Consider the following 15960-nt stretch of genomic DNA (forward strand, 5'->3'; position numbering starts at 1 on the left):
TTCATTTTACGCGCCGGGCGAGGTGCCTTCGGCGACGGGTGCGCTCCCGGCGTCGGGCCCCTTCCGGAGCAGGTTGAGCAGGCTCAGGGCAAACACTGACACTGCTGTTGCGGCCGGCCACAACAGTAGTACGGACAACGAGCGGAGGGAGAACGCCACACTGGCAACGAACGTCGGATCCACTGCCGGGCCCCACAACCGCCCCGACAACACCCCTGTTTGCCAGGCAAGGATGGCGCCCACGAGGCCGCCTGCCAGGCTCAGGAGAAAGGCCGGCTGCGCAGCACGGCCGCCCTTGTCGGTCAGGAATACGGCTACGAGGCAGCCGGCGAAGACCAAGAGACCGCCGAGCGTGAGGTCACGCGGCAACCACACTTCCGGATTGGTCCCGTCACCCAACGCAGGAGTGCGCGTGATCAGGTTCAGTCCACCGGGTGCGAGCAGCCACCACAGCAGCCCCACCGGAACACCGCCCGCCGCGGCAGCACCAAACCATGTCCATGGCAGCCGGGCAGAAGGGTGGCTGATGTGTTTTTCCATGAAACAAACCTTAACAAATGTGGCTGTGCATTGCCGCATGACGTGGGTGGTCAGCCGATTCCGCTGTGCACGGCCGGAGCAATACGCTTAAGGGAGAATTCATATGAGCATGTTGAGGGAGCAGTTTTACGATGTCAGATGCAGCGCCGTTTGAGGGCACGTTCAAGGAAATGTTCCGGCGCCACGCTGCCGGCGTCGCGATCATCACGGTGAACTACCAGGGTGAGCCGTACGGCTTTACGGCCACGTCCGTGGCATCCCTCTCAGCCCAGCCGCCGCGGTTCACCTTCAACATGGCCCGCAGCTCAAGCTCCTGGCCGGCCGTGGCCAACGCCACCCATCTCGGCGTCCATATGCTGGGCCTGGAAAACCAGGCACTGGCCGACCGCTTCGCGCGGACCAAGGACCGTTTCGGCGGCGATCACTGGGAACTGGGACCCCATGATGTCCCGATCCTCAAGGACGTCGCAGGCTGGCTGATCGGCAAGATCCAGATGCGGCTCTCGTTCGAGAACAACGCCGTGGTCGTCGTCGAAGTGGTGGAGGGTGCCGTGGGCGAGGACGGCTCGCCGCTCCTGTACCACGCAGGCAGTTATGGCCAGCCGGTCCCCCTGGATTACGAAATCTAGCCGCCTAGTTATCCAGGCAGGTCGGCCCGAGGAGGACTTTCAGGTCCCCGAACAGCGACGGGCTTGGATTGACCCTGAGGTGGACCGGGAGGGCCATGACTTCGGTCCGGGTGTCCCCCTGCAGGTGCAGCCGGACTTCCGAGTTCCCGCGATGGTTCCGCAGGACATCCCCGAGTTCGGTGACCACGGCCTCGGTGGCCTTGTGGGTGGGCATCGAAATCTGCACCGGACCGTTTGTTCCCTCGCTAAGGTCCGGGACGCTGAGTTCCATGCAGTTCAGTGCCACGGCGCCGTCATCGCGCCGCTGCAGGCGGCCTTTCACCACTACCACCAGGTCCTCGGCGAGCACCGATGCGATGGGTCCGTAGACCTGGCCGAAGAACATGACCTCGATGGAGCCGCCAAGGTCTTCGATCTCAGCACGTGCGTAGGCGTTGCCGCTCGCCTTGGCAATCCTTCGGCTGAGCGAGGTGATCATGCCCGAGATGGTGATGATCGAGCCGTCATGCGGGCCGTCGTCGGCGATGACCGAGGTGATGCTCTGGTCAGCGTGCTGGCTGAGGAGTCCTTCAAGGCCCTGCAGCGGGTGGTCTGAGACATACAGGCCCAGCATGTCCCGTTCGAAGGAAAGCTTGTCCTTCTTCTCCCACTCCGGCAGGTCGGGAATCTCTATGCTCAGTGACGCCTCGGACTCGGCTTCCTCGAAGCCGGCGAAGAGGTCGAACTGGCCGATGGCCTCGTTGCGCTTGAGGGTAATGACCGAATCGATGGCCTCCTCATGGATCATCGCCAGCGCGCGGCGATGGTGGTTGAGGGAGTCGAACGCGCCGGCCTTGATCAGGGATTCAATGGTGCGCTTGTTGCACACCACGGCGGGGACCTTGACCAGGTAATCCTTGAAGGACGTGTACGCCCCTTCCTTTTCGCGGGCGGCCACCATGGCTTCGACGGCGTTGACACCCACGTTGCGGATAGCCCCCATGCCGAAGCGGATGTCATTGCCCACCGGAGTGAAGTTCAGCGCTGACTCGTTGACGTCCGGCGGCAGCACGGTGATTCCCATGCGCCGGCACTCATTGAGGTAGATCGCCGATTTGTCCTTGTCGTCGCCCACCGAGGTCAGCAGGGCGGCCATGTACTCGGGCGCGTAATGCGCTTTCAGGTAGGCGGTCCAGTACGAAATCACGCCGTACGCGGCCGAGTGCGCCTTGTTGAAGGCGTAGTCCGAGAACGGGAGCAAAATGTCCCAGAGGGTCTTGACGGCCGCCATGGAATAGCCGTTGTCCTGCATGCCCTGGGAGAAACCGGCGAACTGCTTGTCCAGCTCGGACTTCTTCTTCTTGCCCATGGCACGCCGGAGGATGTCTGCCTGGCCCAGGGAATACCCGGCGAGTTTCTGCGCCACGGCCATAACCTGCTCCTGGTACACGATCAGGCCGTAAGTTCCGCCAAGAATTTCCGCGAGGGGTTCCTTGAGTTCGGGATGGATCGGAATGACTTCCTGGATCCCGTTCTTTCGCAGGGCATAGTCGGTGTGCGCGTTGGCACCCATCGGACCCGGCCGGTAGAGCGCCAGGACGGCGGAAATGTCTTCGAAGTTGTCAGGCTTCATCAGCTTCAGGAGCCCACGCATAGGGCCGCCGTCGAGCTGGAACACGCCCAGGGTGTCGCCGCGGGCCATCAGTTCGTAGGAGGCGACGTCGTCCAGGGCCAGGCTGTCCAGGTCCAGGTCGTGGCCGCGGTTGAGCTTGATGTTCTCCAGGGCGTCGGAAATGATCGTCAGGTTTCGCAGACCCAGGAAGTCCATCTTGATCAGCCCCAGGCCTTCGCAGGTGGGGTAATCGAACTGCGTGATCACCTGGCCGTCCTGGATGCGGCGCATGATGGGAATGACGTCGATGATGGGGTCCGAGGACATGATGACGCCCGCGGCGTGGACTCCCCACTGGCGCTTCAGTCCCTCGATGCCGAGCGCCGTCTCGAAGACCTTGGCGGCTTCGGGGTCGGTGCTGATCAGCTGGCGGAAGTCCCCCGCCTCGCTGTACCGCTTGGAGTCCTTGTTCTGGATGTCGGCCAGCGGGATGTCTTTAGCCATCACGGCAGGCGGCAGGGCCTTGGTTAGTTGCTCGCCCATGCTGAACGGGTAGCCCAGCACGCGGGAGGAGTCCTTGAGCGCCTGCTTGGTTTTGATGGTCCCGTACGTGACGATCATGGCCACGCGTTCGTCACCGTACTTGCGGGTGACGTAGTCGATCACCTCGGACCGGCGGCGATCATCGAAGTCGACGTCGAAGTCAGGCATCGAAACGCGGTCCGGGTTAAGGAAGCGCTCGAAGATCAGGCCATGGTGCAGCGGATCAAGGTCGGTGATCCGCATGGCGTAGGCAACCATGGAACCCGCGCCCGAACCGCGGCCCGGACCGACGCGGATGCCGTTGTTCTTGGCCCAGTTGATAAAGTCGGCCACCACCAGGAAGTAGCCGGGGAATCCCATCGAGGTGATCACTTCGAGCTCGTAATCAGCCTGCGTGCGGACCTTGTCCGGGACGCCGCCCGGGTACCGGAATTCCAGCCCGGCTGCCACTTCCTTGACCAGCCAGGATGTCTCGTCCTCGCCCGGCGGGCAGGGGAACCGCGGCATGTAGTTGGCGCCGGTGTTGAACGAGACTTCGCAGCGCTCGGCGATCAGCAGCGTGTTGTCGCACGCGTCCGGGTGGTCCCGGAACAGCTCGCGCATCTCCTGCGGAGACTTGAGGTAGTAGCCGCTGCCGGAGAACGCAAAACGCGAACCACCATTGTCGTACGTAGGCTCCAGCAGCGTGGAACCCGACTGGATGGCGAGCAGGGCCTCATGGGCCTTGGCATCATGTTCGTGCGTGTAGTGCAGGTCGTTGGTGGCCACCAGGGGCAGGTTCAGATCCTTGGCCAGCCGCAGCAGGTCCCCCGTGACCCGGCGTTCGATGTCCAGCCCGTGGTCCATCAGCTCGCAGAAGTAGTTCTCCGCGCCGAAAATGTCGCGAAATTCCGACGCCGCTTCCAGGGCCTCGCGGTACTGGCCAAGCCGGAGCCGGGTCTGGACTTCGCCCGACGGGCAGCCGGTGGTGGCGATCAGGCCTTCGGAGTAGGTGTTCAGCAGTTCGCGGTCCAAGCGCGGCCATTTACCGAAGACAGCATCCAGGGAGGCGATGGAGGAGGCCCGGAAAAGGTTCCGCATGCCGGCGTTGTTGTAGCTCAGCAGCGTCATGTGGGTATAGGAGCCACCGCCGGAGATGTCGTCCTTGCGCTGGTGTTCCTCACCCCAGCGGACACGGCTCTTATCCGTCCGCGCAGTACCGGGGGTCACATAGGCTTCGACGCCGATAATCGGTTTGATGCCCTGGTCGGTGGCACGCTTCCAGAAGTCGAAGGCGCCGAACAGGTAGCCGTGGTCGGTGGTGGCGAGGGCTGGCATGCCGAGGCGTTCTGTCTCATTGAAAAGCTCTCCCAGACGGGCGGCGCCGTCCAACATGGAGTACTCGGTGTGGTTGTGGAGATGAACGAACGAGGCATTGCTGGAAGTCACCGGACCATTCTAAGCGCTGGCCGGCCGTCCCTGCCGCAGCGACCCAGCGCCTAGGCCTGGCCCGACTCCAAGACCTCCAAAGCGTAGGCCAGGTCCTGCGGGTATTCGCTGGTGACTGTCACACGCTCGCCGGTGACGGGGTGGTCAAAACCGAGCTGGCGTGCATGCAGCCATTGCCGTGTCAGGCCCAGTGTCGCGGCGAGCCGGGGATCAGCGCCGTAGGTCAGGTCGCCGGCGCACGGGTGGCGCAGGGCCGAAAAGTGGACCCGGATCTGGTGGGTGCGGCCCGTTTCCAAGTGCACTTCCACCAGGGTTGCCTTGCCAAACGCTTCGAGCACCTCGTAGTGCGTGATCGACGGGCGGCCGTCCTCGATCACCGCGAAGCGCCAGTCGTGTCCGGGGTGGCGGCCGATCGGGGCGTCAATGGTGCCCTCCAGCGGATCCGGGAGCCCCTGGACCACCGCGTGATAGACCTTGTCCACGGTGCGTTCCTTGAAGGCACGCTTCAGGGCGGTATAGGCGCGCTCGGTCTTGGCCACGACCATCACGCCGGACGTGCCGACGTCGAGCCTGTGGACGATACCCACCCGTTCGGGGGCCCCCGAGGTGGAGATCCGGTAACCGGCTCCGGCGAGGCCGCCCACTACGGTGGGCCCCACCCACCCGGGCGAAGGATGCGCGGCAACCCCTACGGGCTTGTCCACCACAACAAAATCGTCGTCGTCGAGCAGGATTTTCAGGCCTTCCACAACTTCCTCCACCACTTCGAGCGGGTCCCGTCGTTCAGGCACCGTCACTTCCAGGACGTCCCCGGCCACCAGGCGCGCGGACTTTCCGAGTTTCTTACCGCGGCTGAGCACGTTGCCTTCGGCAATGAGGGTCGCCGCCAGCGACCGGGAAATCCCCATCAGCCCCGCGAGCCCGGCATCCGCCCGGTTTCCGCCGAATTCGTCGGCCACCACCACGCGCTCAGGCATTGCCGGACTTTTCCTTGGGCGGCGCGACATGCCGGGAGCCATCCAGCGATATCCCCCGCAGCGTCAGGATACAAATGATGGACACCGCGGAGACCACGGCGGAATCGGCGATGTTGAAAATCGCGAAGTTGGGCAGCTGGATGAAGTCCACCACGTGCCCCATGGCAAAGGACGGCTCCCGGAACAGCCGGTCCGTCAGGTTGCCCAGCGCACCACCGAGGAGCAGGCCCAATGCCAGGGCCCACCAGGCCGAGCCGAGCTTGCGCACCTGGAACAGGATGGCAATGGAAACCCCGGCCATGATGATGGAAAACACCCACGTCACGTTCTCGCCGATGGAAAAGGCGGCGCCGGAATTCCGGATGAAGTACCAGTGCAGGAGCGGGGGCAGCACGGGTATACGCTCCCCTTCCACCATGGTGGTGGTCACCCAGATTTTGGTCAGCTGGTCAAAGGCATACGCAAAGACTGCGAAGCCCGCGAAAAGCGAGAGCAGAAGCCTTTTCCCTGGACGGGATGATGAGGGTGCGGGGGGTGCAGCGTCGGCGGCGAGGTCGTCAGTCATGGTGCTTTCATTTGTAAAACCGGTGTTAATCACAAAAGCCGGCGGCCGAGGAATCCTCAGCCACCGGCTTTCAGAATACGTGCTTGACGGACTAGTTCGCTTCGACCTCAGGCGCCGCGACAGAACCGCGGGCGTCAAGGTCGCGCAGCTGGCCTTCGATGTAGGCCTTCAGGCGTGAGCGGTAATCGCGTTCGAATCCACGGAGCTGCTCGACCTTGCGCTCCAGGACGGACCGCTGCTGCTCCAGTGCGCCGAGGATCTTGCGGGACTTCTCCTGGGCATCGTTGACCAGGCTGCTGGCCTCGATCTGGGCCTCGGCGATGATCTTGTCCTTCTGGGACTGGCCATCCGCCACGTGACGGTCGTGCATCTGCTGGGCCATGGCGAGCAGGCCGGCGGCGGACTCGGCGGAAACGCTGCTTCCGGCGGCGGGCGCGGGGGCAGCAGCAGGAACGGCTGCAACGGCGGCTGCCGGCTCGGCTTCCTTCTTCTTCGCAGCGTCGGGAGCCTTCGTCTCGGCCTCGGCCTTCGCCGGAGCTTCAACCTTGTCCAGCTTGGCCGGTGCGGGGACCTTCTCAACCACGGGTGCGGCTGCAGCGGAGCTGGCAGGCACGGCGGAACCGGACTCGGCAAGCTTCTTCCGGAGCTCGTCGTTCTCCTGGTTCAGGCGCCTGAGTTCCACAACGATTTCGTCCAGGAAGTCGTCAACTTCGTCCTGGTCATAGCCTTCGCGGAACTTGGTCGGCTGAAAGCGCTTGTTGACAACGTCTTCTGGCGTCAAAGCCATCTGGTCACCTCATTGGTCTAGTTAGTCAGTAGGCCTTCCGGCCGTCAAAACTACGGTACCTAAAATCTGTCTCGTTCCTCTAATTCAACACTGGGTGTCAAACCGGAGATTTTTTTCGCTTCACAGGGAAGTGTTCCATTCCAGGAACCACCCCTGAACTGCTAGGTCTTGTCGAAGATTACGCGAAACCCCTGGTCACCGCCATTGCGATACTCACCGCAATGAAGAGAACCAGGAATCCGAGGTCCAGGGTCACTCCGCCGAGCCTCAGCGGGGGGATGACCCGCCGGAGCCCCTTGAGTGGCGGGTCAGTCACCGAATACACCGTGTGCGCGGCCACGAGGGCCACACCGCGGGGGCGCCATTCCCTGGCAAACATCTGCACCCAGTCAAAGACCAGGCGGATGATCAGGGCTACGAAGAACAGCAGCAGGGCAATATAGAGAAGTCCGAAAACAATTCCCATGACTTAACTCATATCTCCATGTCCATTCCTTATACCGCAGTGTCCTGCCAACGTTTCTTGTCTATTTCAGCACAGATGCCAGACAGGTGTCCCTGCCTGGCATCTGCTCTAAGCTTTGTGGCTAGCTTTGGTTGAAAAAGCTGGCCTGGGTCTCGCTGACCTTCTTGTCATCGCCGATGACCTCTATGTACGACGGCGAGAGCAGGAAGACCTTGTTCGTCACCCTCTCGATGCTGCCACGGAGGCCGAACACGAGTCCTGCCGAGAAATCAACGAGCCGCTTGGCATCAGCCTCGCCCATGTCGGTGACGTTCATGATGACGGGAATGCCGTCGCGGAAACTCTCACCGATGAGCTTGGCGTCATTGTAGGACCGCGGGTGGATCGTGGTGATCTGCCGAAGTCCGGACGTTTCTTCGCGGCTCGAGGCCGCACGCTTGATGGGGGTCACGGGTGCGCGGTATTCCTCTTCAGGGGCGTGGACCGATTCACGGCTGACTTCGCGGACCGGTGCAGGGGCCCGGCGTTCCTCGCGGTCAGCTTCCATTGAATCGTCCTCGTCCTTACGTGTTGTGGTGTGCTCGGACTCGTAGTGTTCATCGCCGTCGGCGAGCCCAAGATAGATCATTGTCTTGCGCAGAGCGCCGGCCATGGTCGACTCCTAATCGTGTCCGTAGGCGGGCCGCCCAATAACTTGACAGCACTGGAATCCCCCGCCACTCACTTCCTATGTGCTCGACGCTACCCCACGGTGGGACGCGATCCGAGAATATCGGAACCGATTCGCAGGTGTGTCGCCCCGAACCTGATTGCCGCTTCCAGGTCCTGGCTCATGCCCGCAGAGATGGCTGTTGCAGACGGATGCACAGCCACCAGGGACACTGACATGGCGGCGAGTTTTTCGAAGGCCACCTCCGGACTGGTCCCGAGGGGGGCTACTGCCATCACGCCTGCCAACTCCAGTCCGTCGGCCGCGGCCAGCCTGTCAGCGAGGAGCGGCACTTCACCCGGCGTCGCCCCACCGCGGTGGGCGCCGGCGTCGTCATCGAGACTGACCTGGATGAAGCACTGAAGGGCGCCGCGGCCGGTCCGGTCCTGCTCCGCGGCGATGGCGCGCTCCAGGCCATCAACCAAGCCCGTCCGGTCGATGGAGTGGACGGCATGGGCGTACTTGGCCACAGACTTGGCTTTCTTGCTCTGCAACTGTCCGACAAAGTGCCAGTTGAGCCCGAGGTCGGCCAGTTCGGCGGCCTTGCTTGAGGCTTCCTGATCACGGTTTTCGCCCACATCGCCTACCCCCAAGGCAGCCAGGCGCCTGATGTCCGCGGCCGGATGGAACTTGGTGACCACGATCAGTGTGGGCACCCCATCGCCGCGGCCTGCCTCCGTCATGGCGGATCCGATACGCCGCTGAACCGCGGCCAGCCGTTCCGCCAGCTCCGAGATCCGCGCGGTGCCTTCCGCGGTCATTCCGTCATTCATGGGACCACACGAGTCCGGCAAAGCGTCCGGTAGCGGCGGAGCGACGGTAGGAGAACAGCTGATCACTTTCGAGTGTGCACTGCCCGGCGTACTCAAGAACCACCCCGGCGGCCTCCAGCTGGCTGCGCGCTCCCGCCGGCAGATCCAGCGCGGGAGTCCCCCATGACGTTTCAGCCCAGGCTGACGGCACCTGCCCAGCCACCCGGTCACGGAGGTCTGCGGGAACTTCGTAGCAGTTGCCACAGATTGACGGGCCCAGCCAGGCCCGGATGCCGGAGGCACCGGCTGCCCGCATGCGTTCCACTGCTGCGGGCAGAATGCCGTTGGCTACTCCCGGCCGGCCCGCGTGGACAGCGGCCAGGACCGGACCGCCATCCGGGCCGTGCCCCACGAGCACCGCCGGGATACAGTCCGCCACCATGACCGCGAGCGGCAGCCCCCGGGACACCATGGCGTCAGCCGTCGGCGAGGGAGTGCCGGGCTCCATCATTTCCACCGTTGAGCCATGGACCTGGTCCATGAACCGCAGGGAGCCCGGGGCCAGGTCCACGGCGTCCTCCAGCATCCTGCGGCGCCGCCGGACCTCGGCAGCGTCGTCACCTACATGGAGGGCCAGATTGCCGGCGCTCAGGTCCGTAAAAGCCACACTCACGCCGGGTGAGACTTCAGCCCGCCAAAGGAACAAGCCGTGCCCTACTTCAGGAAGTCGGGGACATCCAGGTCATCGGCGCGGTTCCCCGAGAGATCCGGCTCCACTACTGAGGGAAGGTCGACGTCGAAGCCTGAGTCCGCGGGGACGGCCGACGGGCGCTGCTGGCCCCAGTTGCTGAGCCCGGAGGCACCTACCCCGGCGTGGACAGGCTGCGTGTTCATCTGGTGGCTGCCGCCGCCGGACGTGGGGGCCTGAGCCGGTGCAGGAGCCGCGGCGGGCCGCTGCGGCGCCACCTGCGGCTGCGACTGGTCCATGGAGGGCGAGGTGGCCTTCACGTCGTCGAAGCCGGCGGCGATGACCGTGACACGGGCTTCGTCGCCGAGGGCGTCGTCGATCACGGCACCGAAGATGATGTTGGCTTCGGGGTGGGCCACTTCCTGGACCAGGCGTGCGGCTTCGTTGATTTCAAAGAGCCCGAGGTCAGAGCCGCCCTGGATGGACAGCAGGACACCGTGGGCACCGTCGATCGAGGCTTCCAGCAGCGGGGAGGCGATGGCCAGTTCCGCAGCCTTCACGGCACGGTCCTCACCGCGTGCGGAGCCGATGCCCATGAGGGCCGAGCCTGCACCCTGCATGACGGACTTGACGTCGGCGAAGTCCAGGTTGATCAGGCCGGGGGTGGTGATGAGGTCCGTGATGCCCTGGACACCGGACAGCAGGACCTGGTCAGCGGAACGGAAAGCGTCCAGGACGGAGACGTTGCGGTCGCTGATGGAAAGGAGTCGATCGTTCGGGATCACGATCAGGGTGTCCACCTCGTCGCGGAGGGCGTCGATGCCCGCCTCGGCCGAGCCGGCACGGCGGCGGCCCTCGAACGTGAACGGACGGGTGACCACACCGATGGTCAGCGCGCCGAGGGAGCGGGCGATTCGGGCCACGACGGGAGCGCCACCGGTTCCGGTGCCGCCGCCTTCGCCGGCGGTCACGAAGACCATGTCGGCGCCGCGGATGACCTCTTCGATCTCGTCGGCGTGGTCCTCGGCCGCCTGCTTGCCCACCTCAGGGTTGGCGCCAGCGCCGAGGCCGCGGGTCAGCTCACGCCCGACATCGAGCTTGACGTCGGCGTCACTCATCAGCAGTGCCTGCGCATCTGTGTTGATGGCGATGAACTCGACACCCCGGAGGCCGACCTCGATCATGCGGTTGACTGCGTTCACGCCACCGCCGCCGATGCCGACGACCTTGATGACGGCCAAGTAATTCTGCGGAGCTGCCACGTTACGTGTCCCTTGTTCGTGTCCTATTGCGAAAACTGTGGAGTCGGGCTTGAAGCTTGCAACCTTAACCTTCGAGTTGAAGGTTATAGTTATGTCAAGTAACTCATGTCTGGAACGCTATTTCCTATGGTTCTGACATTCAATAACCGGCGCCGCGTGTCGCGGGAATACCGGGAAAGTTTGCAGGTGCCGGGAGAGGCGTTCAACGCGTCACCGGATGCCGGGGCGCGCTCACATCGTACACGCGCACGGGGTTCTTCGGATCGGCGGGGACCTTCAGCAGGGCTGCAAGCACTTTGGCTTTGAGCTCCTTCTCCCCCGCGTTTCCCCAAATGATGGTCTGACCGTCCACAAGCTTCAGCTCCACGGCATCCACGGACTGGGCGGAGGCGTTGGAGAGCTTCGACAGCACGTCGGGCGGGAGCGCCCCCAGGACCTCGGCGGTGGCCTGGAAGAGGTCCTTCCCGATGGTGCCGGCACCGCCGTCGATCACGGGCAGGGAAACGGATGCGGGGTCCGCCGTGGTGCCCAGCACCACGCCGTCCACGTCCACCAACTGGTATTGTTCCCCCTGCTTGACCAGAGCCACCGGGACCCGTTCGAGCACTTGCACCACCAATTCCGACGGCGGCCGCGCTTGCGTCGACACGGATTTGATCTGGACCAGCGGCTCAAGCATGCGGCCGACCTCGTCGTCGCTGACCTGCGGGAGCGGTTTGCCCTTCAGGGGCTCAAGCGCGGCCCGGACCTGGTCCGTCGTGACCAGCTTGGTCCCCGTCACAGAGATAGTCCCTACGGCCAGGATGGGAGAAAAAATGGCTGCAGCCAGCAGGGCGGCAACCAGCCCCAGGACAGTTCCCGCGGCGACCAGGAGATGCCGCTTCCGGCGCTTTGCCGGCGGTTCAGGAAAGACCAGCACGTTGTCGCCGGCGGCCGCCGCCTTCTCCCGGGACGGTGCTGAGCCAGCACCCTTTCCCTTTTTGCGGCCGGGCGTGGAAGCTGTGTCCGGAACGGGGGCGCTTTTGGAGGCGGAGATGGTGTCCGGTTCAGCCGACGGCGTCTTGGCCGCAGGCTGCCGAGGTGTCGGTGAAGCGTACGTGGGGCGGCGCGGGCTACCCACCGAGTGCCTGCACGATCTGCGGCCCGAAGCCTGTCACGTCGCCCGCTCCAACGGTCAGGATGATGTCGCCCGGCACGGCGGCTCCCGCGAGGGAAGCCACTGCTTCCGCCGGCTCCACCAGGCGACCGCCCGGTCCCAGATGATCGGCGATAAGCTGGCTGGTCACCCCGGGGATGGGATCTTCACGGGCAGGGTAGATGTCCAGCACCAGGGCGGTGTCCGCCAGGTTCAGGGCCTCGGCGAACTCGCCGGCGAACTCCCTGGTGCGCGAGAACAGGTGCGGCTGGAACAGGACGTGGACGCTGTGCCCGCCTGCCACGGACCGGGCCGCGGTCAGGGCCGCCCGGACCTCGGTGGGATGGTGCGCATAGTCATCAAAAACGCGCACGCCACGCGCCTCCCCCTTCAGCTCGAAACGCCGGGACGCCCCGGAGAACTGCGCCAAGGCACCTGCAGCAGCATCGGCGTCGACCCCCAACTCCAGGGCGACGGCGACGGCGGCGGCCGCGTTGAGCGCGTTATGCCGGCCCGGGACCTGCAACTGCAAGGCGAACCGGCCGGCCGGAGAGGACACCTCCACATGCCCGGGGCCGTCGTCGTGCAGCACCAGGTCGGACCGCTCCGAGGTTCCGTACAGGACCACCCTGGTGTTTCCGCGGGCCCGCGTGCGTTCTGCGAGGGCGAGGGCGCCGGCGTCATCCGCGCAGGCGATCAGGACGCCGTCGGCCGGCAGCAGCCCGGTGAAGCGGTCAAAGGACTCGTACACAGCTTCCGCCGTGCCGTAGTAGTCCAAGTGGTCGGGCTCGACGTTGGTGACCACGGCAATCCTGGGCCGGTAGTTCAGGAACGAACCGTCGGATTCGTCCGCTTCGGCCACAAAAATTCCGGCGGAGCCGTGGGCTGCGTTGACTCCCAAGGCAGGCACGTTGGCACCGATGGCAAACGACGGGTCCAGCCCGGCTCCCTGGAGCAGGACCGCAATCATGGAGGTGGTGGTGGACTTTCCGTGGGTTCCCGCGACGGTCACCACAATGTCATCCCCCATGGTGGCTGCCAGCGCCTCGGACCGATGGAGTACGGGCAGGCCGGCAGCACGCGCGGCCACCAGTTCGGGGTTGTCAGCACGGATGGCCGAACCCGCCACCACGGTCTGGGCGTCGCCCAGGTTGGCCGCGCCGTAGCCGACGGCGATCCGGGCTCCGGCGGCAGCCAGCTCCGCCATGACCGGCAGGTCCTTGGCGTCTGAGCCGCTGACGGTGGCACCGCGGGCCACCATGATGCGGGCCACGGCGGACATTCCGACGCCGCCGATCCCGATGAAGTGGACGCGGCCCAGGGACTCCTGGCTGCGGATGCCTGCGGGGGTCATGCGGATACCGCTTCCAGGACAAGACCAGCCATGCGCTGGTCGGCGTTTCTGATGCCAAGTTTGCGGGACTTCGCAGCCATCGTGGCCAGCCGGCCGGAGTCGGTGGCCAGCGGGATGAGTTCGCCCGTTATCCACTGCGCGGTGAAGTCCTTGTCCGGGACCAGGAGGGCGCCACCGGTTTCGACCAGTCCTGCCGCGTTGAGGGCCTGCTCGCCGTTGCCGATGGGGAGCGGGACAAAAACAGCCGGAACTCCGACCGCTGCCACTTCGCAGACTGTGGCGGCACCGGACCGCGCCAGCAGCAGGTCAGCGGCCGCATACACGAGTTCCATGCCGTCCACGTACTCAACCTGCCTGTACCCGTCAGCGGTGAGCGGGCTGCCGTCGGGCCCTTTGACCGTCTTGCCGCGCCCGGTGATGTGGAGGGTCTGGATCCCGGCGGCGCCCAGCTCCTGCACCGCAGCCGCAACTGCGTCGTTGATGCTCTGGGCGCCGGAGGACCCGCCCGTCACAATCAGCGTGGGCTTCTGCGCATCCAGCCCCAGCGCTTCACGAGCAGTTCCACGGGCGGCATCCCGGTCGAGGCCGGAAATTTCGGTCCGCATGGGCATGCCCACGTGGCGCGCGTGCCTCAGGCGGGTGGTGTCAAAGGCGGTGGCCACGTGACGGGTCAGGAAGGAACCCACGCGGTTGGCCAGGCCCGGCCTGGTGTTGGCTTCATGGATCACGATCGGGATCCCCCGGCGGCGTGCGGCGAGGTACAGCGGCGTGCACACGTAGCCGCCCACGCCTACCAGGACGTCAGCCGAAGCTTCGTCCAGGATGCGGCCCGACTGCCGCACCGCCCCGGCCAGCCGGCCGGGCAACTTCAGGAGGTCCAGCGAAGGTTTACGGGGAAACGGAACGCGGTCGATGGTGGCCAGCTCGACGCCCGCAGCGGGCACCAGCCGGGTTTCCATGCCTGCCGGCGTGCCCACGGCGAGCAGCCTGGACCCCGGAGCTGCGGACCGGAGGGCAGCCGCAATGGCCAGGAGCGGGCTGATGTGGCCGGCGGTTCCGCCGCCCGCGAGGACAATGGACAGGTTCTGGGAAGTCATCTGGTGCTAGGTACGCTTTCTTGCGGTCTTGGTGCGGGTGGTTTTCCCGGCCTTTTTGGTGCCGAACTTCAGCATTCTCTTGGGCCGGATGGCCGGCGCCATCTGTTCGCGGGCCAGCGACAACACCACCCCCACGGCGCACAGGGACATCAGCAATGCCGAGCCGCCATACGAAATGAACGGCAGGGGCACGCCAATGACGGGCATCAGGCCCGTCACCACGGCCATGTTGACAGTAGCCTGCCCCAGCAGCCACACCATGATGGTGCCGGCCAGGACGCGGTGGAACATGTCCTCCTGCGCCACCACCACTCGGTAGATGGCGGCTCCGAGGATGGCAAAAAGGACAAGTACGACGACGGTGCCAACCAGGCCGAGTTCCTCGCCGATGATGGCGAAAATGAAGTCGTTGTGGGCTTCCGGAATCCAGCTGTACTTCTGCCTGCTTTGGCCAAGGCCCACGCCGAACCAGCCGCCGGATGCGAGGCCGTAAAGCCCGTTGGTGGCCTGGTAGTTGGCATCGATGCCGTCGGCGCAGGACTGCCCGGTCCACCAGGAGGTGATGCGGCACATCCGGTTGGAGCTGGTGATGGCCATAACGGCCGTTCCCGCTGCGGCCGCCACGGCCGCGAATCCGAAGAGGTAAAGCGGCACGCCGGCAAAGAACAACGCCGCAGCCGTGATCATCATGATGATCATGGCCGTGCCGAGGTCATTGCCCAACAGCACCAGGCCGATCACCAATCCTGCCGCCGGCACGGCGGGGATCAGCACGTGTTGCCAACGCCGAAGGAGCTTCCCTTTCCTGGCAAGTACCGTGGCCATCCACAGCGCCAGGGCAAGCTTGGACGCCTCGGACGGCTGGAAGGTGATACCGCCCAGGTCGATCCAGTTCTTGTTTCCGTTGACTTCGTCACCGACCAACTGGACCAGCGCCAGGAGGACCAGGGCCGCGCCCAGTACCGGCCAGGCCAGGCGCTTGAGCCAGACCACGTTGATGCGCGAGAGGACGAACATCACGAAGATGCCGATCGCGGCGAACATCCCCTGTTTGAGGGCGTCACCGTACGGCGATTTTCCGGCGGCGATGGATTCAACGCTGGAAGCCGAGAGCACCATCATGATGCCGATGGCCGTGAGCGCCAGCGTGGACCCCAGGATGAGGTAGTACGTGGAGCCGTTCCGGGACGTCCCGTTTCCTTCCAGGGCGGACCAGAAGCCCCGGTACCAGCCCCTGATCCGGGCGGGCAGGTTGGGCCGGGCCCCCGGCGCACCGGAGGCGCCGGGACCGGAGGCGCCGGGACCGGAGGCGCCGGGCCTGGACGCGGCAGGTCTGGCCACCGTGGGCCTGGGTGCCGCGGGCGTGGAAGCCTTGGGCGACTCAGGTTTCCCGGCGCGCGGCTGTGAAGCCTTCGGCCGGGTGGGCGTGCTGACCAT

15 protein-coding genes are annotated in these 15960 nt (G+C 65.1%); 1 reads left to right on the forward strand and 14 read right to left on the reverse strand.

The features are described 5' to 3' along the window. Positions 1–6 precede the first annotated feature (6 nt). Positions 7–540 carry a hypothetical protein gene (locus tag IAQ70_RS08755; protein ID WP_190988918.1) on the reverse strand — a complete coding sequence of 178 codons (534 nt, stop codon included), beginning with the start codon at positions 538–540 and terminating at the stop codon, positions 7–9. Between the two features lie 131 nt (positions 541–671). Here IAQ70_RS08755 and IAQ70_RS08760 point away from each other — a divergent pair, with 131 nt between their 5' ends. Continuing rightward, positions 672–1169, forward strand: a complete 498-nt coding sequence (locus tag IAQ70_RS08760) for a flavin reductase family protein (RefSeq protein ID WP_190988919.1) — start codon at positions 672–674, stop codon at positions 1167–1169. Positions 1170–1173: 4 nt separating this feature from the next. On the opposite strand, the gene dnaE is transcribed toward IAQ70_RS08760, so the two are convergent. From dnaE to ftsW, 13 genes are all read right to left on the reverse strand, one after another. Further along, positions 1174–4731: a DNA polymerase III subunit alpha gene (dnaE, locus tag IAQ70_RS08765; protein ID WP_190988920.1), complete on the reverse strand. Its 3558-nt coding sequence runs from the start codon at positions 4729–4731 to the stop codon at positions 1174–1176. 50 nt (positions 4732–4781) lie between these two features. Continuing rightward, positions 4782–5708, reverse strand: coding sequence for an RluA family pseudouridine synthase (locus IAQ70_RS08770; RefSeq protein WP_190988921.1), 927 nt, complete (start codon positions 5706–5708; stop codon positions 4782–4784). Next, positions 5701–6273: a signal peptidase II gene (gene lspA / locus IAQ70_RS08775; protein ID WP_190988922.1), complete on the reverse strand. Its 573-nt coding sequence runs from the start codon at positions 6271–6273 to the stop codon at positions 5701–5703. The genes IAQ70_RS08770 and lspA overlap by 8 nt, the downstream gene beginning before the upstream one ends. Positions 6274–6364: 91 nt before the next feature. After that, positions 6365–7060: a DivIVA domain-containing protein gene (locus IAQ70_RS08780; RefSeq protein ID WP_190988923.1), complete on the reverse strand. Its 696-nt coding sequence runs from the start codon at positions 7058–7060 to the stop codon at positions 6365–6367. Positions 7061–7238: 178 nt separating this feature from the next. Next, positions 7239–7526 (reverse strand): YggT family protein, encoded by a 288-nt coding sequence (locus IAQ70_RS08785; RefSeq protein WP_190988924.1) that lies wholly within the window; start codon positions 7524–7526, stop codon positions 7239–7241. Between the two features lie 121 nt (positions 7527–7647). Continuing rightward, positions 7648–8178, reverse strand: a complete 531-nt coding sequence (locus IAQ70_RS08790) for a cell division protein SepF (RefSeq protein ID WP_190988925.1) — start codon at positions 8176–8178, stop codon at positions 7648–7650. 89 nt (positions 8179–8267) lie between these two features. Beyond that, positions 8268–8996 carry a YggS family pyridoxal phosphate-dependent enzyme gene (locus IAQ70_RS08795; protein ID WP_223859581.1) on the reverse strand — a complete coding sequence of 243 codons (729 nt, stop codon included), beginning with the start codon at positions 8994–8996 and terminating at the stop codon, positions 8268–8270. Between the two features lie 4 nt (positions 8997–9000). After that, on the reverse strand, positions 9001–9693 hold the full coding sequence (locus IAQ70_RS08800; protein WP_190988927.1) for a polyphenol oxidase family protein: 693 nt from the start codon (positions 9691–9693) through the stop codon (positions 9001–9003). A gap of 8 nt (positions 9694–9701) precedes the next feature. Continuing rightward, positions 9702–10937 carry a cell division protein FtsZ gene (gene ftsZ, locus IAQ70_RS08805; protein ID WP_190988928.1) on the reverse strand — a complete coding sequence of 412 codons (1236 nt, stop codon included), beginning with the start codon at positions 10935–10937 and terminating at the stop codon, positions 9702–9704. 202 nt (positions 10938–11139) lie between these two features. Further along, complete coding sequence (locus IAQ70_RS08810; protein WP_190988929.1) at positions 11140–12057, reverse strand: cell division protein FtsQ/DivIB; 918 nt, start codon at positions 12055–12057, stop codon at positions 11140–11142. Beyond that, complete coding sequence (gene murC / locus IAQ70_RS08815; RefSeq protein WP_190988930.1) at positions 12050–13426, reverse strand: UDP-N-acetylmuramate--L-alanine ligase; 1377 nt, start codon at positions 13424–13426, stop codon at positions 12050–12052. Before murC ends, IAQ70_RS08810 begins: the two co-directional genes overlap by 8 nt. Further along, entirely contained in the window at positions 13423–14523 is a 1101-nt protein-coding gene (murG, locus tag IAQ70_RS08820; RefSeq protein ID WP_190988931.1) for an undecaprenyldiphospho-muramoylpentapeptide beta-N-acetylglucosaminyltransferase, read from the reverse strand. The genes murC and murG overlap by 4 nt, the downstream gene beginning before the upstream one ends. A gap of 6 nt (positions 14524–14529) precedes the next feature. Further along, positions 14530–15960: a putative lipid II flippase FtsW gene (gene ftsW, locus IAQ70_RS08825; protein WP_190988932.1), complete on the reverse strand. Its 1431-nt coding sequence runs from the start codon at positions 15958–15960 to the stop codon at positions 14530–14532.

The sequence above is a fragment of the Pseudarthrobacter sulfonivorans genome, assembly GCF_014712225.1.
Taxonomy (GTDB): Bacteria; Actinomycetota; Actinomycetes; order Actinomycetales; family Micrococcaceae; genus Arthrobacter; species Arthrobacter sulfonivorans.

What these genes read in the sequence shown, in the direction of transcription:
- IAQ70_RS08755 (WP_190988918.1), bottom strand. Translation starts at nt 540, where the DNA reads ATGGAAAAACACATCAGCCACCCTTCTGCCCGGCTGCCATGGACATGG.
- IAQ70_RS08760 (WP_190988919.1), top strand. Translation starts at nt 672, where the DNA reads ATGTCAGATGCAGCGCCGTTTGAGGGCACGTTCAAGGAAATGTTCCGG.
- IAQ70_RS08770 (WP_190988921.1), bottom strand. Translation starts at nt 5,708, where the DNA reads ATGCCTGAGCGCGTGGTGGTGGCCGACGAATTCGGCGGAAACCGGGCG.
- lspA (WP_190988922.1), bottom strand. Translation starts at nt 6,273, where the DNA reads ATGACTGACGACCTCGCCGCCGACGCTGCACCCCCCGCACCCTCATCA.
- IAQ70_RS08780 (WP_190988923.1), bottom strand. Translation starts at nt 7,060, where the DNA reads ATGGCTTTGACGCCAGAAGACGTTGTCAACAAGCGCTTTCAGCCGACC.
- IAQ70_RS08785 (WP_190988924.1), bottom strand. Translation starts at nt 7,526, where the DNA reads ATGGGAATTGTTTTCGGACTTCTCTATATTGCCCTGCTGCTGTTCTTC.
- IAQ70_RS08790 (WP_190988925.1), bottom strand. Translation starts at nt 8,178, where the DNA reads ATGGCCGGCGCTCTGCGCAAGACAATGATCTATCTTGGGCTCGCCGAC.
- IAQ70_RS08795 (WP_223859581.1), bottom strand. Translation starts at nt 8,996, where the DNA reads ATGACCGCGGAAGGCACCGCGCGGATCTCGGAGCTGGCGGAACGGCTG.
- murC (WP_190988930.1), bottom strand. Translation starts at nt 13,426, where the DNA reads ATGACCCCCGCAGGCATCCGCAGCCAGGAGTCCCTGGGCCGCGTCCAC.
- murG (WP_190988931.1), bottom strand. Translation starts at nt 14,523, where the DNA reads ATGACTTCCCAGAACCTGTCCATTGTCCTCGCGGGCGGCGGAACCGCC.
- ftsW (WP_190988932.1), bottom strand. Translation starts at nt 15,960, where the DNA reads ATGGTCAGCACGCCCACCCGGCCGAAGGCTTCACAGCCGCGCGCCGGG.